We start from the raw sequence: 20,144 nt of genomic DNA on the forward strand, positions 1-20,144 counted from the left end.
CTCCCATCCATCAGAATTCAGTTTATCTGCAGCGTGGAGGTCAATCTATTTACAGCTTCAGATCATACTGCGGCTCCGGTTCAGGAACTTCCTTTGCAGCGGGGAGCAGTTCCTTGACATGGCAGCTGGTGCGTTTGAGAAAAATGGCCTGCAGCGCCTGAGTAAAGTTTTCATCATCCAGCGTGTCGATCAACTCCGATGGGGAAACCTCCATGGAGCCGTTGAAAAGGTTAGCCGCCAGCTTGATGAGCTTTCTTTCACTGCTGGGAAAGTCCTGTTTGGACAGCATTTTTTCAAAGTCGATGCCATCACTGTCGATATACCTGCCAATCTTTTTATACAGATCGTTTTTTGTAGAGAGAAGCAGATACAGGGCAGGCAGATAATAGCTGTCAGCCCTGCTATCGGGATATACCCGGTTATCTTTCTGCAGATAGTGTACGACCTTCTGCCGGTGGGCTTCATCGTGGAAATGTATCACACAATATTCCTCCTCATCTCAATCAATTATCCTTTAGAAAAAATGGAAAGGCAGGCATATACAAAGAAGCCGATGCACAAAAATACTGCCAAAGGCACGCTCCTTTGCTTTGTCGCTCTGGCATAAATGCAGGCAGGGATGACAGCAAAAAAGAGGATGGCTGCAAGCCCGTAAAGCCCGAAACAAAAGCCCAGGGCCGCCGTCAGCTTAATATCTCCCCCACCGACACCGCCCCATTTGAAAGCAATCATAAGGAGACTGACTGCCGGAAACAAAAGTCCCACAAGCCTTTCAGGCAGTGGAATATACAAGATGCCTTTACCATTGATGACCGCAGAAGCAAGTCCCACCATAAGAATGGCAATCCATGTCCAATCGGGAATAATCCGTTTTTTCCAGTCCGTGACGGCAGCACAAAGCATGGGGATGGCACAAAACAGCAGCATCATGGACTCCCCGTGGTGACATCATCGGAGTACATGCTGTCAACCACCTTCATTTGCAGATTTCCTCCGGTGATCCATTTAGATAGGGTGCCTCCGGGAGTGTGCACATCGGTGACAAGGAGCTGCACGATATATTCCCTGTCATCGGGGAACCATACCGGGACATACTGCTTCTTGTATCGAAAGGGTGAGGCGGGATTTTCCTTAAATGTAAAATGGTTGCCCTCTTTCATGAGTGGGATGGCTGTTTCATAGCGGTTCTGGGGCAGATAGACCTCGGCAGTCTGCGGCGCGGTAATCAGCTCCGGTCTGTCGTAGTTGGTATTTATGGAGGGTGTGACATTGATGGAGAAGCCGTATCCCGATTTGATATAGTCTTTTGCCTTTGTGTCATAGTCAAGGACGGCATCTACTTTTAGCTCGGCGTAGAAGTCTTTCCAAACAAACCGATTGTTTTCAAACCGCTGCTCCTTCCAGGTAACCCTGGGCTGCTCACTTCTTTGCGGTGGTGCGGGAATGGTTGTACTCTCTGTCGGCTGATCATACACCACATTCTTAATGACGGCCTTTTGGGTATAGGTGTTATTGGCGACGGATGTTTCATTGTCCAGGACTTGGTCGGGATTGATGACCGCAATCATGGTGATGTTTTTATCGGCCTGCACATTGGGGGTATCCCATTTGACCGACACAATGTTATAGGTGTCTTTTTCCATGACCACAGCGTTTACACGCTTCGACAGTGATAACTCCGGGATTTCAAACAGGACGCTGACCTTCTGTCCGGGCGTAAAGTCCAAGCTTCCCCGGTTTGACACCTTGATGGTGCTGATGACCGTCTGGTTCTCCTTGTACCGATCGGGAGTGATCCGCTGCACATCCAAGTCATAGGGACGCTCCACTACGGAAAGCTCTGCCGCAGCCCGGTTGTTGCTTGTGTTGGCATCCCTGTACTCCGCAGGCTGCGACACCTGAGCCGACAGTCGGATGGTTATGCCTTTTTCTCCTGCATTGCCTTTGATAAGGAAGGCTTTGGTTTCATGGGCTTTAAAATCTGCCGCGGACGGCACTGCCGAAGCTGCCCCGCCGTCGATGGAAGCGTTCAAGCTCACCCCTGATAATGCCTGATCGGTGTCATTGGTAAAGTATACGGTAAAGCTGTATTCCTCCTGTTCATAAACTGTGGGCGGGTAGGACAGGTTTACCCATACATCGCACAGCTTCTCCGGCGGCACCACCGGGTCGACGGGCGGATGTCCGGGATCAGGAGGGTTATCTGGATTTGTTGGCGGGTTATTCGGATTTTCAGATGGATTGTCTGGGTTTGTCGGCGGATTATCTGGATTGTTGGGTAGATTATTCGAGTTTCCGGGTGGATTGCCCGAGGGTTTTGCCACAACAGTAATTCTAGAAGCGGCGGTGTTATCGACCGGATTTTCATCCCGAAAACCCTCGGGCACTCCGATATTCGCCCACAGGTTATATACCTCGCCCACATGCCCCGCCTGTCCGGTGAGGGTATAGGTCTTGGCTTCCAAGGGATTGAAGGCAAGCGCTTTGGGAATTGAGTCTAAAACGGCATCATTGTTCTTGCCCTGTACCGATGCATCCTTCAGCATCCTGTCGGAATGGTTGGTAAAGCTCACCGTAAAGCGGTAAGGCTCCCCTTCGTAAACGGTGGACGACGCTGCAATGCTTGCCGATAGATCGCACAGCTTTTCCGGGTCGGGGTTTTCCGCCGGTGGCGGATTTTCTTTGTCCGGTTCGGGATTCTTCCCCTGGCTTGGGGTCGGCTCCGGTTTTTCCACCACCCGGATGACCGATGTCGCGGTATTGTTCTCCGTGTTCTTATCCATAAATCCCTCGGGCACTTCGATCTGCGCCCACAGCGTTATGACCTCCCCTGCTTTGTCAGTATTCCGTGTGAGGGTGAAGGTTTTGCTTTCGTTGGGCGAAAAATCCTGCTTGGCGGGGATTTCTTTCATCTGCTCCCGGTCTACGGTACCGATCAAGGGCACATTATAGGCCGGTGCTGCACCATGGTTGGTAAAAACCACCTCGAAGGAATAGCTATCCCCCCGGTAGACGGTTTCAGGGGCGTGGATGCTCACGGAAAGGTCGTTGCCATCCTGTTTTTTGAACTTGAAGTAAAAGTCTGCCGCAGGAATTTGGGTGTTGATCTTTTGGGTAATTGCCGTTTGAGTCTGACTTTCCCCATCGGTGAATCCGGCAGTTTCCGGTGTGTAATCCCATTCCAGACCTTTATAGATATAGTTGCGCGATAGGGGGATATCATCCTTTGAGAAGGTGACGCTGGTAGTCTGGTAGGGATAGAGGTATTCCGGCACACCCCTGTCCTGTGCCGTAGCTTTGCCGTATACCTCTTGCTTGTCTTCACTGCACCATGTGGCCTGAACGTCAATTTTTACAGGGGCTTGATAGGTGATTGCCGCGTTCCGCATGGTTCCAAAGGCAATCAGGCTCATGGGTGTCCACTGAAAACCTGTAGTCAGGGCATCAAAATCCTGATTGGCATCATAGGTCCCGATGACCTTCCCGGTGGAATAGTCGTAAACCTCCACCACCAGACTGCCCTTCAACGTGTAGGTCCTGCCGTCGCTCCTGCCGATCAGCCCGGCAATGCGTTTCTGCTCGTATCCGGCGATAGTGTTGGCCTGCACCAGGTCAATGCGCTGGGGTGTGGGAAAGGTCTTTAGCTTGTCTGCTCCATCATAGGCTTCCTTCAAATTCATCCCTACCGTGCGGTAGCGGATATTGTAGGTGGCCTTTTCCTGGAATACCACATTTGCGCTTATAGTGAGGACTGCGCCCTCATCTGTTTTCGCTGTCAGGGTATACACTCCGCAGACTTCTTTATTCGGAATGGCCAGAATGTGGTCTGCCGAAATCTCCTGGATCTGACCGTTATGGCTTAATTGTATTCCTGCCAAATTGCCCGCCTTTGCCGCAGCGCCGATGGCAATTTCTGCCGGAAACTGCTCCACTGCGATCACGCCGCTTTCACTGGTCAGGCTGTTTACGGGAGAGCGTATTTTCAGCGTAATGTCGCTGCCGGACATGGCAAAGACTTGCGTTGAAAACAGCAGGCAGCATAAAATTGCCAAGAGAATGGCAATGATTACTTTTCGCTTCATGGGGAACCTCCTTCATCAATTCTGTTGTTGCTGCTGGAGAGAGTAAAGGGCAGCCGCACCTCGCCGGTCAGGAAACTAAAAACGCTCCGGGTTTTCAACTGCCCTTTCAAGATGAGCCGGGGCGGATCATCGGTCGCGGTGAGGCTCTGAATTTCAAGGGTGTACACCCATTGCTCCCCGGAATACTTGTTCAGATCCCGGTCCAGCTGCATGCTATCATGAAGATAGCCGTAGAGCTGTTCTTCCGCAAGGGCGCTGTCCATTCGGGCATAGCCGTCTTTGCGGTATTCGTCCAGCATGGCGTACTCCACGGAGGAATTTACTCCCCGCTGGAGCACATATTCCAACTGCTGGTACAGGCTGTCCATACGGAAATATTCAATGACGATGGCTGCAAGGGTCATAATAAAAAAGATGAGGATCAAGATAAACACCAGCCCATCGCCTTTTTTGCTTCTTAAAATGGATCCGGTTTTGCCCACAAAATTATCCCTCCCTTCCGGCGCTTTCACTCTAAAAGCTTCCAATATTTTTCCGACATGCCCGTGATGCGCACCTCCATGGGAATGATGATTTGCACCGGCGGAGAGGAGGAAGGCCGAAACACGGTAAAGGCATAGTTGTATTTCATCTTTACGGTAAAAGTATCTCTTAGCTGAATTTTTTGGTTTTGTTCATCGCAATAATTGACATCTTCGATGGTCATTTCCGGAGACAGCCTGGTCTGTTCCTTGAGCCGGTAAAAAACATCATATGCGTTATTCGATACCTGCCCCTCCAGCTCAATGACCCGGACCACCCGGCGGCAGACTTGGTTAAGACTCAAATAGGTGGTGAAGATGCTTAAGAAGGACATCACCGTCGCCATCAGCGTAATGACCACCAGGGTTTTGATAATCAGTTCATAATAGGCGCTGCCTTTTCGATTAACCAGCACCTTTTTCAAAGAGAAAGGGGGAGAACATCTCCCCCATAAGCTCCGGCACTGCCAGTTCATCCCTTTACACCCCCTGTTCCGACGGTGTTGTTTCGCAGCCGCCGCATAGTTTAACTCAAAAGGCCGGTAATTTTGCTGACAATACTGTTCCAAATCTGCGTAATGGAACCCTGGTACAGCGTCATAAATACTGCACCGACGACCACTACGATCAGTACAACGATCAGCCAGCCTGTCATTTGATCGCCGGATTGATTGGTCAATACTTTCCTGGCCTTTAAGCCTGCCACCATCATTTTGTTTCTCAAAGTTCTCATCATAATTAAAGTACCTCCGTATCATTTATTTTTTTGGGATTTTGGTTTCATCTGCATTCAATGTGCAATTATGCCTTAGTTAAAGTTCATAGTTTCAGTTGCAATACCGCTCTACTAATAAGAAAAGGGAGATATTCTCTCCCTTTTCCTCAGTGGTGTTTTCAGTTGCCGGTGTTTTTTTAGCTCAAAAGGCCGGTGATTTTGGTTACAATACTGTTCCAAATCTGCGTAATGGAACCCTGGTAAAGCGTCATAAATACCGCACCGACAACGACTACGATCAGTACAACGATCAGCCATCCTGTCATCTGATCACCGGATTGATTGGTCAATACTTTCCTGGTCTTTAAGCCAGCCACCATCATTTTGTTTCTCAAAGTTCTCATCATAATTAAAGTACCTCCGTATCATTTATTTCTTTAAGATTTTGGTTTCATCTGCATTGCAATTATGCCTTAGTTAGAGTCCATAGTTTCAGTTGTAATAGTGCCCTACTAAGAGGAAAAGGGAGATAATCTCTCCCTTTTCCTCAGTGGTGTTTTCAGTTGCTGGTGTTTTTTAATTCAAAAGACCGGTGATTTTGGTTACAATGCTGTTCCAAATCTCGGTAATAGAACCCTGGTACAGCGTCATAAACACTGCGCCAACTACCACTACGACTAGTACGACAATGAGCCAGCCGGTCATCTGGTCACCGGACTTGTTGACCATAAGTCCTCTTGCCTTTGAAAAGGCGTTTGCCATTTTCCTTCTCATGGGGTTTAACCTCCTTTCTTCTACGGTTTGGATTGTGTTTGTCTTGATTCTCAAGCTTACCTCCCTCCTGAAAAATATAGTTTTATTTGAAAAGGGTTGCCCCGTTTTCACATTAAAAAAGGCCCCCCATGGATCGGACTAAGTGGGAGCCTATGACATATAAAAGGCTTGCCAGGGTCACTACCACAAGAGGTATGGATGCCATCTTTATTTTACCGGGCAGCTTGTTAAGATTTTTACGCAGGGCTTCTTTCGCCTTGATGTCCATATCCTTGGCAAGATACATTAGAGCCTCGCCCTGATGCTCTCCACGGTATAGACCGATGAGGGCATTGACCAGAAAGGATACCTCAAGCAGTCCGACACGCTCACTGAAGTTTCGAAGCGCTGTTTCTATGTCCTTGGCTTTCATCTCCATGATCAGAACCGCAATGTCATAGTAGAAAACCTCACTCGCTACCTTTAGATAGTCCTCAAATATCTGGATCAGGTCCACCTGGACAACCGTATTTTCGTTGCTGCCTCGCACATCTTCAAGCTTATAGAGGATGGAGCGGACAAAGCTTGGAAGTTCTATTTCGATTAATTCCTTTTTCTCTTTCAGCTTGTCTTTGAGGTCGGTCATGAAGTGGAAATATATTACCACCGAAAAGATAAGGATGGCAGGAGCAATGTTTGTTGCTCCGATTGCCAAAAGCAGAATCAAGAGCGGCAGAGTGAAAGCCGCACAGATGAGAGCACGTGCATGATATTCCTTTGGTGTTAGCGCAAGTCCTCCACGCCTTAGCATTGACGCCATTTTTGCTTCTTTCTCCGGTTCAATTCTGATCAATCGGGATACCGGCTTTACAAGGGGCATCACAAAAAGGTTGAGCAACCTTGCTCCCGTTTTTTCTTTTTCTGCCTGTAAGTTTTTGATGTTTTTTTTCATGCTCAGCTTGGGTATTTTGAGTATTTGCCTGCAAATTAAAAATCCTGCCGCAGTCAGCAGGACAAAGACGATGATTTGATAGAACAAATTTAAACCTCCCTGAAAAATTGATTTTGGTGAGTTTTCTATCGGTTGGCAGGTCTGGTCATCTTCATCACGAAGAACGAAGTTGCCAGAGCGGTTACAAGCATGACGACAATCAGTAATTTTCCTAGGGTGGTTCCGGTCAGAATGGCAAACCATTCGGCATTTGAAAAACGCATCAAGGGAATAATACTGAACATCATGCCCACCGTCATCAGATAATCTCGCCATACCCTGCCCATCATGCTGTCACTTTCAATCTGCATGGCCTTGGCATCATTCATCGACTTTATCACGGGAAACAGGGCAAATTTCAGTCGCCTGTCGTGATAGCAGAGAATCAGCATTTTTATCCACTCGGCAAAGTAGCGGTTCTTAATTTTAGCCGACAGGCGGTACAGCCCATGTTCTATGTTGGGATTGATAAGCTTTATTTCTGAGATAAATTCATCGAAGGGTGTTGGCTTCCTTAATTCCACAGGGTTATAGCGGTTCTTCTCTTCGACATAGGTTTCCACCGCCTTGATAAGGTCATCACATCCAGCGTAGGCGTTGGTGATGATGGACATGGTATTTTCCAATCCTTCGATTTCTTCCCTCGCTGCCCTAGAACTTTTCACGGTCAGGTAAAAGTAAGGAGCCGGGATAAGGCAGACTGCTGTAACCGCTGCCAAGCCAGCGTTGTTAAAAAGTAAAACCCCCGCCAAAAAACCCGACACAAATGCTGCGGCAACCATCAGGATAAATTTTTTGAAGGTGTATCTGGTTTGCCGGAACAGGGTTGTAAACCGGAGGCTCACTCTCTCGCTGATTTTCAGCTTTGTCCTCGATAGGTGCAACCGACGCTGTTTCAAGGTGTTTTTCCCCACTGCAAAAGGGTTTAGCTTCAGCAGGAGGAGAAAAGCTAGGCTGATCAGGACAAAGACAATGGCAAGGGAACCCTGGATGTTATTCATAGTCATCCCCCCTTCAATTTTTAAACTCGTTTCCTGCGAAACGACGAATTTCCTTTCGTTCAACCCCATTGATCAAGAGCCTCTCGGCAAGGGCCTGAGACATATACCCCATGTGTTTGTGATTTCCTACGACCGTTTTGATTCTTCCGGCTTCATCTTTCTCGTAGTGGTCTACATCATATTTGAAAAGGGTATTGCCTGTGACCTCACCGCATTTTACCCCTGTGGCTTCGAATATTTCGATATACTTGCGGGATTTGTCGGGAAGCTGCATCTTAAAAAGCATGATGGGAAAAGCTTCTACGATATTTTTCAGCAACCTTTCTTCCGACAGGGAGGTTCCGGCTTCCAGACACATGGTGAGGATTCTTTCATAGGCTGTCCTGGCACTATTGGCATGCAGAGTGCTGACGATGGTGTGCCCTGTACGTCCTGCTTCCTGCACCGTCAGGGCTTCCTTCCCCCTCATCTCAGCCGGGACAAGGATGGCAGGGTGGAGCCTCAAAGACAGCTTCAACAGATCCAGCATGGTAATGGGGTTGGGTTCTTCTTTGGTAAGAAGATGAATGACATCATTGACCATCACGCCGTTTTCATCTAGTTGAACCAGGGTCAGTTCACGGGTGTCCTCTATGGTTACGATTCTTTTATCACTTGAAATACAGCTTAGAATATATCCCATATCGGAGGTCTTTCCGCTGCCGGTTGCCCCAGCGATGGCCACCGATATGCCGTTATTGACGCAAAGGGTGAGAAAGTCCAGCTCATCTTCTGTAGCTGTCCCCCAATAAATCAGGTTATCTCTTGTAATATAGGACGGCTTTTGCTTTCTGATGGAAGCAATGGCACCGGCATCGAAATCAACGCAGGGTACAATGGCACCGGACATGCGGATGCCTCGTGAAATAAAGCTGTCGCCTATAGGCTTTGAGCCATCCAGGATGACATTTCCAAAGCGACTCATTTTCTTGGCGATGTTGGAGCAAGCATCCGGGCTGCTGAAGGTTATCGGGAGCCTAACCTTTTTATCCTTGTATAAAACCCATACTCCGTTGTACCCATTGACGTTGATCTCTTCAACCTCGCTGTCCTTCAGGTATTCCGATAAAATCCCCATGCCTGCCATATCGTTGTATACCCTGTCGACCAGCTCGGAAATATTTTGAATTCCCTTTGCCACCATCCGTTCACTATTCAAATACTGCATGATGAGGTTTTTCAGTTTTCCCTCCGCTTCTTCCGAATACAGCACCTGTGCCAATTCGGTGGAGTGGTTTTTGGAGATAATCCGCTGCAATTTATCCAAGATGTCGCCGTAGTCCTGAGCTTCCAGGCTGTTCTCCCCGCTGTCGGAGCGCTGCTTGTTGGCTTTGTAGATCAGTTCATTGACTGAAAATCCGTCATTCATTTGTCCTTTCCTCCGCATATTTCATCTGAGATTTTTCCCAGGACTTTGCTGTACTGTCTGCACCCTCGATCCTCATAAAAAAACACCGGAGTTCCGGCGTTTTCAAGCTCACTTGCCTGCTTTACAAAGGGAAGTTCATATTTAAAGGAAAGCTCTATAAGACTCTTAAAGGTTTTGTCATCGAACTCACCATTCGGTGTCTGCATTACATTGATTTGCTTGTCGGCGATATGAAGTTCCTGGACAAAATCCTCAACTCCTTTATGCCACATAGGGGCAGAAGCAGATGGTCTGTACAGGGTGTACACCTTTTCCGCCAGCCAGAGTCCTACTCCGGATACGGGATTGGTCAGATCCGCCGAGCCGTCAATCAGTAAGATGTCGAACAGGAGGGAGGATGCCGTTATGAGTCTTTCCACACTTTGGAGAGATACGCTGTCACATAAAAGCCCTGTGTAATGGTTGGGTACGGACAGAAAAAAGAGATTTTTACTTTCCCCGGCCTCCATAAACTTCTCCCCCACATTGGGATTGTCTTCATGGAGCGCACGGAACAGTCCCTTTTCCGGTGGTATGCTCTGCCCGAAATACACCTGCAGGTCGCCATAGATCAAGTTGGAGGAAATGAGTCCCACAAGGCGGTTACGGTTTGCCAAAGCGCAGGCCAGGTTGACCGCAAAGGTGGTTTTTCCGCTGTTGTCTTTGCCCCAGACGGTGATGATTCTACTGCTCATGGCTTACCCCCCTTTTTTCAAAGATCAGATGCAGCTTGCCCGTGTATTCGGTTTCGATGAGTTTCGCTGCCTGCGCTTCGCTAGCTATCAGGGTAACCGCCTTGGGGATGGGATCGCTGGAAGACTGCTGATTTTCCGCTTGCTGCTTTCGGACCTGGGCGGTGCTCTGTGTGCGGGCATTCTCCACACTGTAAGCCTCCAGTCCTTTCAGTTCAGGATAGAGGATAACCTGGGCGGAAGTACTTTGACTTGCGTCCCCCTCTTTTCTTTGATTTGAAAAGACGGCTACTGTCACAATGTCGCCGCTTTCTAAATGGGAGGATAGCCCTGCGGCAATGCTTGGCACACTGATGGTAACCAGCCGTTTATTGTCCCTGGCAATACTGTCCAGCTTTTCATCGGCGACAAAGTCACCGATCTTTTGGGGAAACAGGTAGTCCCCCTTCGCAATGTCAGTCTGCGCGATCTTCCCTTCAGCCAAAGCCTTATCCTTGATGACGGCATCAAGCAAACCGAATTTCCCCACCTCTACTGAAGCAAGATACTTACTCTGTATCTTTGTGCCTGCCGGGATGTCCTCCGCAGCCCGAAGCACCATCACTGTCGCGCTCTTGTCTGCATAAAACTTTGGCAGGAGCAAAAAAGAAATGGCTCCTGCCAGGACAATGCAGAGGACGCTTAAAAATATCCGGTTCTTGAGTATCTTCAACTTATATCATCACTCCTTCAAGGAATTTAGTTTATCTGCATGCCGCTCTGCTGCACCGTACCCTCCATGACGGTTTGAACCTCCATATCAAACTGTTCAAGCCATCGCTCATCAAGGCTCCAAAAACGGATCAGTTCAGCTACCGTTTTACGAAGTTCACCGATATCCTCTGTTGCTTCCACTCCAAGAACACAAGCTTTTTCTACAGCGGTAGCAGTCAGGCCATCGATAGTTGCTTTAATCATTACATCCTCTTTACTCAAAGAGCCGTCTTTACGTTTCAACGATTTTTGCTTCTCCCGTTCTTTGGCAATCAGTTCAATGAGGTTAGTGCCATCGTATACCTCGTCCACTACCTCATTGGAGTTGCGAATATATCCAGCATTAGTAAACTCGCCATGGTCATTGGACTGCACATCGTAGCCTACATCCTCATAGTCAATGTTTTCGAAGATTTCTTCCGGCAGATCCGGCGCTTTTTCCTCTACAAAACGGTGTCCAAGCTCATCTAAATCCGTGACGCCATGCCATATTTCATAGGAGTCGTCTTCAAGATAGTACGCCTTGTTGATGAGGTCTTTAACCGTAATATCCCCGCAGTCTGTGAGCAGGGACATGAAATCCTCAGCCTGTTCTTCAGTAAATCCTTTGAACTTATGGGCAAGGAGATTGAGTTCATTGATGTTGGCTCCCCCTGGGATGTTGTTCTGCAGGTCCTCATATTTTCCGAAGGAGTGACTAATGATCTCATAGCCGCCGTTGTCGAAATCGCTCAATCCGATTTCTCCGGCAGCTTTTTGAAGCGTTTCATCTGCCGCGGGAAGCTCAACGTGCACCGCAAGCTGCTGCCCATGTTCATCTTTTTGGGTGTTGCTGATAATTAATTTAAGCATTTTTTTCCTCCTGTTTTTTAAAATAAAAAAGTGCCTTTCAGTTTTTAAAAACCAAAAGGCACTATATCAATTGCTGCTGTGTAGACGGCGGGGTGGACGCCGGAAGTTCAAGGCCATCCCCGAGGTAGATATAGTTATCGTTTTGACCATCCCTTACCGACATCACTCTGATTTCATACATGACGCCAGCCTCCTTAATAGTTCATTTCCTGAACCTGTTCGGGATAAATGGTGAAGCTGTCGCTTTGCAGCCAGTCAACTTCATCCCGGTCGGTGAAGTCTTTTTGCGAGCGGATATATTCCAGGTCCTCATCGTCTGCAGGCTCGCTCCCCCCCTCACCGTAGGTGTAGGAATTCACAGTGACCTTTATAGATTCGGTACCGCCGCAGTCCTCCAAAAGCTCTTGGTAGAGGTCGGAGTTTTCTACGTCCTCCCGGTCGGACATCCCGCTCATATAACCGCTGTAGGTGATCCCTGTGTTTGCTTCAAGTTCTACCAGTGAAAATATTTTACTCATTTACATACCTCCCATCTTTTGTGTGAAGCCTTGCTCCTGTTCTTGGAACGGCTCATCAATTCTTCGGATCATTCCAAATGCAGTCTGCTTTACACCATCTTCTATCATTTTGTAATTGCCATATTTCTCGTAGTCGACAAAGCTATTAATCTCATCGTCAACGAATATATCATATCTGCCGGACTCAAAGAGCACATGGTGAGCGTAGTCCGTTGCATTGATAACAGAGGCAGGGATAAGTTCATACCTATCGAGGTCTTCTGCGATATCCAGTGTATTGCACAAATCCTCCGGCATTTCTGCTTCAAGGGCAGCGAGAAGCTTTGTGATCATTCCCTCGTTTGGCAGCATGTCTTTAATTTTCTGCGCCAGCTTGTTGAGAGAATAGATGTCCCCATCCATATGAAGCCTGTCTGATAGGTTTGCGATTGGACGGTCAAAATCCGCAATTTCACACTCGTCAAAATGTTTTACCCGCAGCTGATCTCTTGCCTGACGCAATGCAATATCCGATGTTGGCAGTTTGAGGGTGTAGGGGTCTTCCAACCTATCAAAGCTGTACTGAGATATGAGCTTGAGCTTGAAAATATAATCCTTATCGGCATTCACATCGGGCAGCGTGATCCCATCATAGATGCGCTCCATGCTGCCGCCGGTCTTTGCCACATATCCTGCTGAGGTATAGGTGCCGGAGTTTTTTGCCTCATATTCTGTTGCGACCCTTTCATAATCCACATATGGCAGGGCGCTTTCATGGATTTGCACCTCACCGCTTTCCACCAGATATTGCCCAAGCTCTTTGGCAGTGGTGACATCGGGGTACAACTCGTATCCTTCCAAACTGTAGGTCAAGTTGATGATGTCTGCCAGTGTGTTGATGGATTCAATATCAAGAGCGCCGGAGAAAAGGACTGCTTCCGTTTCAGTAAAGCCATCTATACGCCGAGCGATGAAGTCAAGCTCTTTTATGGTATTGGGGTCATCGGTACTTTTTCCTATTAAGTATTGCCGTAGATTCCGGATAGAAGATTCCACCCCGGTGAGGCGTGTATCAAGGTTCTCAGTGCCATTGATATTATCCAGTGTTACATAAGCTACCCCTATGTCTGCAGGAGTAGTGGGCAACGAGAGCCATACACCATTTTCTTTCTCTACTCTTGTTAAAAAGACTTTCAGCATTTACATCCCTCCCATCCTTTGGGTGTTTTCTTCCTGCTGTTCATACAGTTCACAGACTTCTTCCATTGAATCAGTACGGCAGATATATCCGTATGAGGTGAAGCACCCCTGCTCATGTTTGAGGCGATCCTGACCGTACTTTTCAAAGTCGATGTAGCTTTCCAGCTCGCTGTCATATTCAAAATGGCCGGACTCTATAATCATGTGCCTTCCGTATTGCTCAACATTTGAGATACCTTCAATAAAAACGAAACTGTCAAGGTTTTTTGCAAGTTCTATCATTTCATCAGTGGTTTTGGCTTGCGTATAATCAATGACCGCCTCCAGTTTCTTGATTTCCTCCGGATCAAGCTCATGGATGATTTTACTCAATTCATTGATTTCACCAATGTTGTCCATCAGGGAAAGATGATCCATAAAGCTCTCCGACAAGCTCATGCTGTCTACACATTGAAAGGCCAAGTCGTTATATGTGTCTGCGCCGAGATGGAGGAGCGCTTTCAAAATACAGGCTTTTGATGTGGGAAGATACAGCCATACCTTTTCCGGGCTTGTTGATTGGGAACCCTTTCTCATCATCTCCAGCTTCAATACATAGTCACTGGTGTAATCATAATCGGGAAACATTTTTCCATTGTATACTTCTTCCATGGGAAGGCTGTTGCAAAATACTACACCATAAGGTGTTACCTTACCATCACCGCTGCTTAAAAGATTTCTGCCCATTGTTTCAAAGTCGAGCCGTTCCATTTCACTTGCAGGGCATCCGATGTTCTTATCAAGGTAATGATTACTTCCGATGTTTTTCAGGTTCAAGAAATCAGTGACGACCGTATAATTGTGAAGGTTGAAGGTTAGGTTGATGAGGTCTTTCATGGTGCAGATACCCTCTCTTGCAATAGCTCCTTGAAACTTGGCAAGCTCATAGTAGTCAAAGCTGTCTATCCGTCTCGCGAGATAGTTCATCTCATCCACATTGATGCGGTTGTTTTCAAGTACGCAAAGAGCAGGTATATCTCCGCTTATCTTCGCAACATGACAATCTGCTATGTTGCTGTCGCTGATGTTTATCACACTGAGCTGTTCCATCATGCTTTCCTCATCAACGGGGAAGGTGATGTCGATGCTATAGTTATCGCGATATACACCGTTTTTGAGTTCGGCAATAATCATCTTGTACCAATCCTTTCCTTAATAGAGTTGGAGAAATAAAAAAAGCGGCTGCATCTTTTGAAAATGCAACCGCTTTTTACTACTATACTGTTTTAAGTAAGAGCTTCCTGCAAATTTAAAATTCGAGGGAATCCAATCCTTCCTCATCCATCGAATTCATTTCATTTTCAGGAACCAACTCTACTTCTGGGGGTTCTGTGTCGCCCATCTGCATTGGAATCAGCACGGGAAGCAACTCATTCCTTAGAAATTCCTGATCGGCGCAATAGTCGATAAATCCTGCTCTGGTGGATATGAAGGCAGTATCCAGCGGGGTAGTAATTTGAATGACATCTAGCGGCGAATTTTTTACAATGAAAGAGGCAATGTTTGTCGGAGTAGCTTTCAAAAAATGTTCGCTTCTTCCTTCCTCCGAATAGACATAGCCAATTAAATATGGGTAATCCATTGCTTTCCCTCCCTAACTAATGCCTGCGATCAAAGCTTTCAGCATTGACATTCTCCCATCGTTTGTGATTGTTGTGCCTGAGTGAATTGCTCAACCACAGCCATCAGCTCTCTTGCACATCCCGCATCGCTGGCTGCTAGGCGTTCTGCCATATCGTCATAGCCATATAAGCAAGTTCGTTCTATTGCTTGGCAGAGTGCGTTGATATCCTCAAGACTGTCGCTACCGGCTACCTTGCCGACAATGGCCTTACCGACTTCATTTAGCCCGGTTAGTCTAACAGACACATTTTCTGTGTTGTCCACGGTCACCTTGCTGGCAGGAAGCCGGATTCCAATGCTCCCGAGATGGTCAGGCATATCATGAATATTTAGGGGGAAATCTACCGCCAGGCTGTTCCTCTGATGCTGGATAAAGGCGTAAACGGTTTTCAATTTTATATACCTCCCATGTTTATTTCACCCGGCTGCATGCCATCCTGCATGGATGCCACAAGGGTTTCTTGAATCAGTTCAGTCGTTGTGGAGATTTCCTTTTCCTTGCAGGAAGTCCGGAACTTTTATTCCCTGCTGTGCAGCTCTGCGGGTGACCTCGGCAAAAAATCTGTTGCTGTCCATATTTGAATCCTCCTAAAGTTTTTCGGAAAAATTAAAAAGGCTGTATCTCATTTCATAAAATACAGCCCTAAACTTACTCTAATTAAATTTAAGTATCGTGGAATGGTATCATTAAATTTCCGGTCCGTTCATCTGCAGATCATTTTCGCTAGGTCTGCAGTAATTCAGCATTTCGCAAATTTCCTCGGGGACATTTTCAAAGTCCACATGGTGATCCCGCTCAATGTCTATGGTATACCAGTAATCATATGGTATAAAGTTCGTATCTATATATTCTCTTTCTGCTTTCGTAAAGCTTTCATTCTGATCATCAATCAGCCCTTTGTCTGTAAAGAAAATTGTGCCCCAATGTTCACTGGAGGATCCGATATCCAATGTAACGATACCGATTGAGACATCTCCTGTCTTCTGTGCTTTAATAACGGCAGGCACAAGTACAAATTCAAATTCTCTATCTGTTAAATAATCCGTTTGATATACCTGTATAAAGGCATCGTGTAGACTTTTCAACACCTCTTTTGCGTATTGCTTATCTGAACTATTATAGGATTCATGAAGCTTTTTAAAATCAAGCTTTGGCAGAATATCCTTGTTGAGCTTTTCAATATATACGGTTTGTAATTCATTATTGTCCATTTTCATATTCCTTTCTTCTTTATTTCTAAAGATATATTGGCAAGTGGTCATTTGATACTGTACCAGCCGTGAGAACCTCGCGATCTGAGCTTTATATAGACTCATTAAAGAAATCATTCAGGGTTCATTGTTTTTTTTACCTCCTTATTTTTTCTCATTTTGAGGTCTGGGAAATACTGTGGAAATAATAAGCGGCTTCATCCTTTTTTGAATGAAACCGCCTCAATTTTATTAAAATTTAGTTTAAAATCTATTTTTTATCAGTGGTTTTTTCTTTTTTTAGGTCGTTAATCAAAGTGCCTGAAACCCTTGCTACAAGCGGCTTTAAGCACGATTTATCCGAGTTATCGTTTCAACGTGTTGTGTCCACGGGAACATATCCACTGGTTGTACACGCTTGATTCGATAAGTATTCCGGCAAAGCACCTTTAAATCCCTGGCCAGGGTGGCAGGATTGCAGGACACATAGATGATTCTTTCCGGCCCGATATCAAGCAGGCCTTCAAGAACTTCCGGCTCCATTCCGGCCCGGGGCGGGTCGCATACTATGAGGTCCGGGGTTTCGGAAAGTGCGGCCAGTTTCTCCTCGACTTTTCCTTCCACAAAACGGACATTGATGATGTTATTGTCCTCGGCATTTTCTTGTGCGTCGGCGATCGCATACGGATTTTCCTCGATGCCCAATACCCTTTTGGCTCTCTGGGCCAGCATCAGGGTCATCGTACCGATACCGCAGTAGAGGTCCCAAACCTCATCTTCTCCCGTGAGTCCGGCCCAATCCAGTACCAGTCCATACAGCACCGCCGTTTGTGCCGGATTGACCTGAAGGAAAGAACGTGGGGAGACTTTGAAGCGCAGATCGTTTAAATGTTCATTTAGATACTGGGCCCCGCTCCCCTCAAACACGTTATTCCCCCGGGGAATCGTAATCGAACAGCTTTGAGGAGAAAACTCAGCTTGTTCTTTCAATTTACTGATCAATTGATCCAGTTCTTTCGTGTTTTCCGTATTGCCGTCAAAGACCAGCAATCCCTTGCCGCGGTTGCTTTCCCGGAACGTAGCCGTCTTGATTCCCTCGCAGCATTCTCCGATCACCTGCTGCATTTTTTTTATTCTGTGATTGGTTTCCTGCCTCAGCAGCAGACAATCGTCAAAAACTGTTACATCCTTAGACTTTTCACGATAATAGCCAAACCGGCCTTTCAGGTCACGGTGCAAAACTGCTTTGTTACGGTAGCGCCAGGGATCGTCCATGCCTAGAACTGGTTCGACCCGAATATCGGTGAATCCGCCGATTCTCCGCAGGGCATCTTCAACCCACCTTTGCTTCCAAGCGAGCGTAGTCTGATACTCAACATGCTGAAGATTACAGCCGCCGCAGACCGGATAAACTGTACAGGGCGGCTCTACTCTTTCTTCAGACATTTGTTCAATTTCAACAATCTGTGCTCTCCGGTAAGATTTCTTCTGTTCCGTCAGCTGTATTTTGCCTTTTTCTCCCGGAAGCATCCTCGGGACGAAGGTGGTGATTCCGTCGGTATAGCCGACACCGGATCCATCGGAAGCCAAACGGACGATTTCTATATCCAGGTTTTTCGCGCCGATGCGCTCTTCTCTGGCGACGGTATGATCATAAGTACCTTCATGTCGATCATTTTTATTAACCATGGGTCCTTCTTCCCTCTGTTCGCAGTCTCGTCTGAACATGCTCTTATTTCAAACTCTGACTGATTTTAGCCTCATTCAGATTGTCTTGCCGCTATCTTGTCTTTATCCCGCTTGCAGAAATATGTTCTATCCGTGTCCTGTAGCACCGGGTCTTTGCTCTGAAGTAGGATACGCTCTATCCTCGCTGCCACCACATCAGGATGACCATTAATATATTCCAGACCCCGTGCGCAATGACTGAAGTCCAGAGGTTCTTGCTTCTTTCGTATAGAAAAGTCAGCACCAGGCCCCCGATCACCAGTGGCACGAACCTTATTAGATCGAAATGCATCAGTCCGAAAAACAGTCCTGCAAAAAGAATGCCCTTCGCTTTGCCGTACCCCTGGCGCAGCGGAGGATAGATCAGTCCCCTGAAAATCATTTCCTCTTTAAGCGGTACGATAAAACCGCCTAGCAGAACCAGCGGCATCAGCTGCCAGATAGAATCAACGCCCTCAACGACCAGCGCAAAACTCTGAGGTTCAGGCTGCCCGAAATATTCCACGAGGACATTTCCCAGAAGACCGACAGCAAAGAACAGCACAATACCGCCGCCCAGTCCGGCCAGAAGGCATTTCCAGTTAAAATTGGTCAGCCCCAAATCAGCGAACGATCCGTGCAAGATCTTGAAGAATAAAAAAAGGGCAACAAAAAAGAGTAGACCCTCGCCAAAACCGATGACAAGATAACTGATATACCCTTTCAGATAGCCAAGGTTCTCAAGAGGCTTTAGCCAGCCTAAAACAAATTCCAGAACATAGACAATAAGAATCAGGTAAAGAGCCTGCCAGAAGTTCCATCTGGGGTTTTCCAAAGCGTTCATTTATACCTATCTCCAGTTATTGTTATTTTTAACCATGGGTGTTCAGTCTCGGCATATTTCCATCTGAAAGTAATTCTGCCTCTTATTCATCTCCATAAAGGTCTTTGTAAATATAAATCAGTTCCTTATCGAAAAGTGAGCGTTTCATATCGACTGCAAGGGATCTTACATGCTTCAGGACCTTATCGGCTTGCTCAGAGGTAAGCTCTCTGCCATATTCCCTGAATTTCGCTTTAATCGAGGCTGTACCTGAATGCTTGCCGATCACAATCTGCCTTTCCAGCCCGACTTCTTCAGGACGGAATACCTCATAGGTTTTCGGATTCTTCAATGCGCCGTCGGCATGAATACCGGATTCATGCGCAAACATATTGCTGCCTACAATGGCTTTCCAGGGCGGGAGAACACGTCCTGAAGCCCTGGAGACGTATTCGGATAATTCCACAAATCGCTCCGTAACAAAGCCAAGGTCTGTTTCTTCCAGGTATTTCAGAGCCATGATGACTTCTTCCAGCGCTGCATTGCCGGCTCTTTCTCCAAGACCGTTCACGGTTACGCCGATAAATCTGGCTCCGGCCTTCACTCCGGCTAAAGCGTTGGCCGTCGCCATCCCAAAATCATTATGCGTATGCATTTCTATATCAATATTGGCGCGTTCTCTTAAGGTTTTGATTCTGTCAAAGATCAGAAAAGGATCGAGGATGCCAATCGTATCACAGTAGCGGAGGCGGTTTGCACCGGCCTTTTTGGCCTCCGTCGCAAATTCCACGAGATAGTTCATATCTGATCTCGAAGCGTCCTCAGCATTGACGGAGATATAATCGACATGCTTTTTCGCAAACTCCGTTGCTTTGATCATCATATCAAGAACTGCCCCGGGCGTGGTCTTTAATTTATGTTTGATGTGAATGTCCGAGGTCGATACGGAAATGGCCACGGCATCACAGCCGCAGGACAGTGATGCTTCAATATCCTTGATCACAGCGCGGTTCCAGCCTATGATGCTGGCTTTCAGTCCGAGGCCGCAGATACCTTTGATGGCATCAAGTTCTTTGCCGCCCATAATCGGTATTCCCGCTTCTATCTGGTTAACCCCGATCTCGTCAAGCATCCGGGCAATCCTTAATTTCTCTTGATTGGAAAAGACAACCCCGGCGGTCTGTTCCCCGTCGCGCAGGGTTGTATCCACAATCACCAATCCGGTATCCGGTACTTTTCCCATTTTATCCACCTCTA

23 protein-coding genes are annotated in these 20,144 nt (G+C 47.0%); all 23 read right to left on the reverse strand.

From position 1 onward, the window contains the following. Positions 1 to 49: 49 nt before the first annotated feature. A complete protein-coding gene (locus OKX56_RS07000) occupies positions 50 to 481 on the reverse strand; it encodes a DUF6075 family protein (RefSeq protein WP_287896039.1) in 432 nt (143 codons plus the stop codon). 26 nt (positions 482 to 507) lie between these two features. Beyond that, the gene (locus tag OKX56_RS07005) at positions 508 to 930 is read right to left on the reverse strand and encodes a prepilin peptidase (protein ID WP_287896040.1); all 423 of its coding nucleotides are present in this window, start codon (positions 928 to 930) and stop codon (positions 508 to 510) included. Then, positions 927 to 4,082, reverse strand: a complete 3,156-nt coding sequence (locus tag OKX56_RS07010; protein WP_287896041.1) for a DUF8195 domain-containing protein — start codon at positions 4,080 to 4,082, stop codon at positions 927 to 929. Before OKX56_RS07010 ends, OKX56_RS07005 begins: the two co-directional genes overlap by 4 nt. Continuing rightward, the gene (locus OKX56_RS07015) at positions 4,079 to 4,564 is read right to left on the reverse strand and encodes a hypothetical protein (protein ID WP_287896043.1); all 486 of its coding nucleotides are present in this window, start codon (positions 4,562 to 4,564) and stop codon (positions 4,079 to 4,081) included. The genes OKX56_RS07010 and OKX56_RS07015 overlap by 4 nt, the downstream gene beginning before the upstream one ends. 26 nt (positions 4,565 to 4,590) lie before the next feature. Beyond that, positions 4,591 to 5,079 (reverse strand): DUF4320 family protein, encoded by a 489-nt coding sequence (locus OKX56_RS07020; RefSeq protein ID WP_287896045.1) that lies wholly within the window; start codon positions 5,077 to 5,079, stop codon positions 4,591 to 4,593. Between the two features lie 50 nt (positions 5,080 to 5,129). After that, the gene (locus OKX56_RS07025; protein ID WP_021315750.1) at positions 5,130 to 5,339 is read right to left on the reverse strand and encodes a hypothetical protein; all 210 of its coding nucleotides are present in this window, start codon (positions 5,337 to 5,339) and stop codon (positions 5,130 to 5,132) included. 176 nt (positions 5,340 to 5,515) lie between these two features. Next, the gene (locus OKX56_RS07030) at positions 5,516 to 5,725 is read right to left on the reverse strand and encodes a hypothetical protein (RefSeq protein WP_287896046.1); all 210 of its coding nucleotides are present in this window, start codon (positions 5,723 to 5,725) and stop codon (positions 5,516 to 5,518) included. A gap of 169 nt (positions 5,726 to 5,894) precedes the next feature. Continuing rightward, on the reverse strand, positions 5,895 to 6,092 hold the full coding sequence (locus OKX56_RS07035) for a hypothetical protein (RefSeq protein WP_021315751.1): 198 nt from the start codon (positions 6,090 to 6,092) through the stop codon (positions 5,895 to 5,897). Positions 6,093 to 6,204: 112 nt separating this feature from the next. After that, complete coding sequence (locus OKX56_RS07040) at positions 6,205 to 7,110, reverse strand: type II secretion system F family protein (RefSeq protein WP_021315759.1); 906 nt, start codon at positions 7,108 to 7,110, stop codon at positions 6,205 to 6,207. 38 nt (positions 7,111 to 7,148) lie between these two features. After that, complete coding sequence (locus OKX56_RS07045) at positions 7,149 to 8,063, reverse strand: hypothetical protein (RefSeq protein ID WP_021315761.1); 915 nt, start codon at positions 8,061 to 8,063, stop codon at positions 7,149 to 7,151. Positions 8,064 to 8,076: 13 nt separating this feature from the next. Beyond that, a complete protein-coding gene (locus OKX56_RS07050) occupies positions 8,077 to 9,471 on the reverse strand; it encodes an ATPase, T2SS/T4P/T4SS family (protein ID WP_021315758.1) in 1,395 nt (464 codons plus the stop codon). Continuing rightward, a complete protein-coding gene (locus OKX56_RS07055) occupies positions 9,468 to 10,205 on the reverse strand; it encodes a CpaE/TadZ family protein (protein ID WP_021315748.1) in 738 nt (245 codons plus the stop codon). Before OKX56_RS07055 ends, OKX56_RS07050 begins: the two co-directional genes overlap by 4 nt. Continuing rightward, the gene (gene cpaB, locus OKX56_RS07060) at positions 10,195 to 10,914 is read right to left on the reverse strand and encodes a Flp pilus assembly protein CpaB (protein ID WP_021315749.1); all 720 of its coding nucleotides are present in this window, start codon (positions 10,912 to 10,914) and stop codon (positions 10,195 to 10,197) included. Before cpaB ends, OKX56_RS07055 begins: the two co-directional genes overlap by 11 nt. Before the next feature lie 26 nt (positions 10,915 to 10,940). After that, positions 10,941 to 11,807 carry an antirestriction protein ArdA gene (locus OKX56_RS07065; protein ID WP_021315757.1) on the reverse strand — a complete coding sequence of 289 codons (867 nt, stop codon included), beginning with the start codon at positions 11,805 to 11,807 and terminating at the stop codon, positions 10,941 to 10,943. A gap of 194 nt (positions 11,808 to 12,001) precedes the next feature. Continuing rightward, the gene (locus tag OKX56_RS07070) at positions 12,002 to 12,325 is read right to left on the reverse strand and encodes a hypothetical protein (protein WP_015043373.1); all 324 of its coding nucleotides are present in this window, start codon (positions 12,323 to 12,325) and stop codon (positions 12,002 to 12,004) included. Then, positions 12,326 to 13,504: an antirestriction protein ArdA gene (locus OKX56_RS07075; RefSeq protein ID WP_015043374.1), complete on the reverse strand. Its 1,179-nt coding sequence runs from the start codon at positions 13,502 to 13,504 to the stop codon at positions 12,326 to 12,328. Further along, positions 13,505 to 14,677, reverse strand: coding sequence for an antirestriction protein ArdA (locus tag OKX56_RS07080; protein WP_015043375.1), 1,173 nt, complete (start codon positions 14,675 to 14,677; stop codon positions 13,505 to 13,507). Between the two features lie 115 nt (positions 14,678 to 14,792). After that, positions 14,793 to 15,125 carry a hypothetical protein gene (locus OKX56_RS07085; RefSeq protein WP_015043376.1) on the reverse strand — a complete coding sequence of 111 codons (333 nt, stop codon included), beginning with the start codon at positions 15,123 to 15,125 and terminating at the stop codon, positions 14,793 to 14,795. Positions 15,126 to 15,163: 38 nt separating this feature from the next. Then, on the reverse strand, positions 15,164 to 15,559 hold the full coding sequence (locus OKX56_RS07090; RefSeq protein WP_015043377.1) for a hypothetical protein: 396 nt from the start codon (positions 15,557 to 15,559) through the stop codon (positions 15,164 to 15,166). A gap of 294 nt (positions 15,560 to 15,853) precedes the next feature. Then, positions 15,854 to 16,384 (reverse strand): hypothetical protein, encoded by a 531-nt coding sequence (locus tag OKX56_RS07095; RefSeq protein ID WP_242824987.1) that lies wholly within the window; start codon positions 16,382 to 16,384, stop codon positions 15,854 to 15,856. A 318-nt stretch (positions 16,385 to 16,702) separates the two neighbouring features. Continuing rightward, positions 16,703 to 18,046, reverse strand: coding sequence for a 23S rRNA (uracil(1939)-C(5))-methyltransferase RlmD (gene rlmD, locus OKX56_RS07100; protein WP_287896048.1), 1,344 nt, complete (start codon positions 18,044 to 18,046; stop codon positions 16,703 to 16,705). Positions 18,047 to 18,221: 175 nt separating this feature from the next. Then, positions 18,222 to 18,908, reverse strand: a complete 687-nt coding sequence (locus OKX56_RS07105) for a CPBP family intramembrane glutamic endopeptidase (RefSeq protein ID WP_019226663.1) — start codon at positions 18,906 to 18,908, stop codon at positions 18,222 to 18,224. A gap of 82 nt (positions 18,909 to 18,990) precedes the next feature. Continuing rightward, a complete protein-coding gene (gene nifV, locus OKX56_RS07110; protein WP_025206017.1) occupies positions 18,991 to 20,130 on the reverse strand; it encodes a homocitrate synthase in 1,140 nt (379 codons plus the stop codon). Positions 20,131 to 20,144: the final 14 nt, after the last annotated feature.

Origin of the sequence: Dehalobacter sp. (genome assembly GCF_030063005.1) — a bacterium.
Taxonomy (GTDB): Bacteria; Bacillota; Desulfitobacteriia; order Desulfitobacteriales; family Syntrophobotulaceae; genus Dehalobacter; species Dehalobacter restrictus.